Origin of the sequence: Arthrobacter sp. AL05 (assembly GCF_029960715.1) — a bacterium.
In the GTDB taxonomy this organism is placed as follows: Bacteria; Actinomycetota; Actinomycetes; order Actinomycetales; family Micrococcaceae; genus Arthrobacter.
The window spans coordinates 1-3,483 of record NZ_JASBRC010000041.1 but is presented as its reverse complement, the minus strand read 5'-3'; the positions used below and the strand labels follow the sequence as shown (position 1 = coordinate 3,483).

The following is a 3,483-nucleotide window of genomic DNA, read 5'->3' as shown; positions in this document are numbered from 1 at the left end:
CATGACAATCCGGAGAGTACTCCCTCCGGCCCCCCGGCCGGAAGACGCAGCGCAAAACCCCTGCGAATGGGAGAACCCATGATGCTGACACTTACAGTTCGTAGTGATCCATATCACGGACGGGTGGCCGGGCAACCTTTCACATCCATTGTCGAAGTCTGCCTTCTAGCACCCGGCAAGCCGGGGCGCTCTGCGGGGTGGCGTCGCTGGGGTTTCCTGAGACGACCTGACTCAGGACCACCCGCGACGCTGCTGACTCGATGGTGATCGTAGCCAACGAAGACCCATCCAATACACAGCCTGCTTACGAATCGGTTGGAGTCGGCTTCGTGCGCCGATCCCATCTCAGAGTTGGAGGCTTTTCATGACTGAAGTTATTGCCCATCACGGACTGTTCAAGGACACGAACCTGCACGTGGACGACACGGGGGGAACGGGCCGGCCGGTCGTCCTCATTCATGGCTGGCCCCTGTCCGGGGAATCCTTCGCAGCCCAGGTCCCTGCCCTGCGGGCTGCCGGCTACAGGGTTATTACCTATGACCGGCGGGGTTTCGGACGCAGCGACAAGCCCAACACCGGCTACACCTACGACACCCTCACCGAAGACCTGAACGCCCTTCTCGAGGCACTCGAGCTTTACGACACTACCCTCGTCGGCTTCTCCATGGGCGGCGGTGAAGTAGCCCGCTACTTCACCAAATTCGGGACCGACCGGGTGCGCAGCGTGGTTTTCGCGGCCGCCGTCCCGCCGTACTTGATGCAAGGCCAGGACAACCCGGACGGGCCACTGACTAAGGACGCAGCAGCGGAGATGACGGCAGGCCTGGCGAAGGACGAAGACTCCTTCTACGACGATTTTACCCGGCAGTTCTTCTCCGTCAACGGCGAGCTTAAAGTGACCGAGCAGCAGCGTCAGGAAGCCCTCCAGCTCTGCAAGCAGGCTGACAAAAAGGCGGCACTGGCCTGCATGGAAGCTTTCGGAACCACCGACTTCCGCGACGACCTGCCCAACATCAGAGTCCCGGCCCTGATCCTGCACGGGGACGGCGACGGAACCGTGCCCTTCGAAGGATCCGGTGCACGGACCCACGCAGCCCTGCCGGGCAGCGACCTGCACGTCCTCCACGGCGCACCACACGGCTGCAACGTGAGCCACCCCGAGGAGTTCAACCAGGCACTGCTGACCTTCCTGCAGAAATAGCGGCCCAGCGCAGCAGCTATACATCTCGGCGGCGAGAACAGGGTGAGGCGACAGCGAGAGCGCCTCACCCTGTGTCAAACGCCCGGTTCCGGGAGCCTCTTAACGCTTTCTTCCGGACGGTGACGTCTGGGCATGACCGGAACCGTAGGGAATTAGCGGGAGCCGGGCTTTGTTGCCGAGGCCATGACACTTCTTCCTACACAGACAGCGCCCGATCTCGCCCTCGCCCTGGTTGGTGGGGGAACTACCGATGATCTTAAGCTTGGTACCGGAACTGACGGGAGGTTTAGCCTGGTGGTCTTCTACCGCGGCCTGCACTGCCCGATCTGCCGCAAACAGCTGGCCGAGATCGATAAGCGGATCGAGGACCTGAAGGCAGCCGGCATCGGCCGGGCCGTCGCGGTGAGCATGGAAACATCGGGCCGAAGCACCCGGATCGTGGATCAGTGGCACCTCGCCAACCTCCCCGTGGCCTATGGCTTGAGGGAGGAATCCGCCCGGTCCTGGGGTTTGAACCTGTCCCACGCAATCAAGGACGGCGAGCCGGACCTCTTCAACGAACCGGGCATCTTTATCCTGGACGAGGACGGGACTTTGTTCTGGTCCAGCACCGCCACCATGCCCTTTGGCAGGCCATCCCTGGACGACGTCATCGCAGGGGTCCGCTACGCCCAGGACCATGACTACCCGGCACGCGGGGCCGCCTGAGACCTCGGGTACAGGCAGAGTCCGGCGGATGGGCGGAACCGCCCCTGAGCCGGGGTCAACAGTGGTAAGCGCTGAAAAGAGAGGTACTAAAACCTTGAACACTCCTCTGGCCCCGGTCCTGCGCGACCAGATCGAGGTCGCCGGGACATCCCTTTCGTATCTGGGCAGCGGCAGTGACCAGACACCTCCGCTGCTGTTGCTGCACGGGACTTTCTGGAGCCGCGTGAGGCTGCCGGTCCTGCCCGCACTGGGGACTTCGAGTCGGTGCATTGCCCTGGACTTGCCCGAGTTCGGCCGCAGCGGCGGAGAACTCGACGTCAGCCACGCCACTGTCCCGGCCTTGGCCGAAACAGCTCTGGCCGCCGCCGATGCCTCGGACTGGACAGTTTCGATATGGCCGGGCATGCCATCGGCGGGGGAATAGCCCAGCACATTGCGGCACCCAGCGGGCGCGTGAACAGACTCGTGCTGATGAACTCCGTGGTGTTCGATTCGTGGCCGGTGCCTGCGGTGGAACGGTTCCGGGACCCGGAGGTACGGGCGGCCACGACGGCCCCGCAGCTTCTGGACGCCCGTGCGGTATCCACGCAGCGTGCCGTCAAACGCACACTCAACGACGAGGAACTCACCGATTACCTGTCGCCCTGCAACGAACCGGCCTGCCACAGGTCGTGGATGGCCATGGCCGCGGCCGCCAATCCCCGGACCACCCTGGACCTGGTCCCGCTGCTGCAGGAGGCGCACATACCGACCCGTCTGTGGGTCTCGCGGAACGGGAAGGGCCGAGGATACCACTTGTAGGTATTGATCAGGCCGGTGGTCAGCTCAAGGAGCGAGGAGGCGATGAACAGGGCGATTGAGGCACGTTCAAGGCCGTGGGCGACGGATTTGACCGGCGGCCACGTGAGCAGCTCCAGATAGACGGACCACAGCTTGGCCAGCAGCAGCGGAATCGAGGCGATCCCGGCGGTGACATGGATCCCCTGGGTGAGCTGGTAAATCCAGACGGGGCTGGTGGGGAAGAGCATCCAGGAGGGCGGGTTCTGCAGGCCGTGGCTGAACAGCCCGGTCAGGAAGCACACCGTGAAACTCAGCCCGAGCCAGCGGCCCAGGACGACCGTGAGCCGGGTGCTCCGCGTCGGGGATGCGAACCGGGCTGCGAGGGCCTCGGTTAGCCTCTGCGGGTCAGGTTTTGCTTGCTTACATCACACCACCATTCAGGATCAGGCAGGGGCTTGGACCCCCGAAACACCGAAAGGCGGCGGGAAGAGCCGCTTTCGGACCGGTAGAGAGCCCAGGGGCGGAAGCCGGGGCTCAATTTCACCGTCGCATTCCTCCACTGTGCTCAACGCATACCGTTAACGCCGGCTGCATCGCTGCTCCTGGGCCGCCGGCGGTTTCCACGCGACCCCTTGAGAAGATCCGGGCCAGGGTGTGAGAACAGAAAAGCGCCACGGACCCCTGGAGAGGATCCGTGGCGCTTCCCGCCGGTGCAGACCATGCATCCGGCGGCTTTTGCGGTGGGTGTTACTTGGTGTTGACGGTGATTTTGGCGATGCCGACGAGCATGTCGG

The 3,483-nt window shown here is 63.8% G+C and carries 4 protein-coding genes; 3 read left to right on the top strand and 1 reads right to left on the bottom strand.

The features are described from left to right. Positions 1-364 precede the first annotated feature (364 nt). The 3 genes from QK287_RS18295 (at position 365) to QK287_RS18285 (ending at position 2,333) form a co-directional block, all read left to right on the top strand. On the top strand, positions 365-1,201 hold the full coding sequence (locus tag QK287_RS18295) for an alpha/beta hydrolase (protein WP_282361119.1): 837 nt from the start codon (positions 365-367) through the stop codon (positions 1,199-1,201). Between the two features lie 183 nt (positions 1,202-1,384). Continuing rightward, positions 1,385-1,909, top strand: a complete 525-nt coding sequence (locus tag QK287_RS18290; protein ID WP_282361118.1) for a redoxin domain-containing protein — start codon at positions 1,385-1,387, stop codon at positions 1,907-1,909. Positions 1,910-2,003: 94 nt separating this feature from the next. Continuing rightward, positions 2,004-2,333 (top strand): hypothetical protein, encoded by a 330-nt coding sequence (locus QK287_RS18285; RefSeq protein ID WP_226775679.1) that lies wholly within the window; start codon positions 2,004-2,006, stop codon positions 2,331-2,333. 208 nt (positions 2,334-2,541) lie between these two features. On the opposite strand, the gene QK287_RS18280 is transcribed toward QK287_RS18285, so the two are convergent. Beyond that, complete coding sequence (locus tag QK287_RS18280; protein ID WP_282361117.1) at positions 2,542-2,991, bottom strand: hypothetical protein; 450 nt, start codon at positions 2,989-2,991, stop codon at positions 2,542-2,544. Positions 2,992-3,483: the final 492 nt, after the last annotated feature.

What these genes read in the sequence shown, in the direction of transcription:
- QK287_RS18295 (WP_282361119.1), top strand. Translation starts at nt 365, where the DNA reads ATGACTGAAGTTATTGCCCATCACGGACTGTTCAAGGACACGAACCTG.
- QK287_RS18290 (WP_282361118.1), top strand. Translation starts at nt 1,385, where the DNA reads ATGACACTTCTTCCTACACAGACAGCGCCCGATCTCGCCCTCGCCCTG.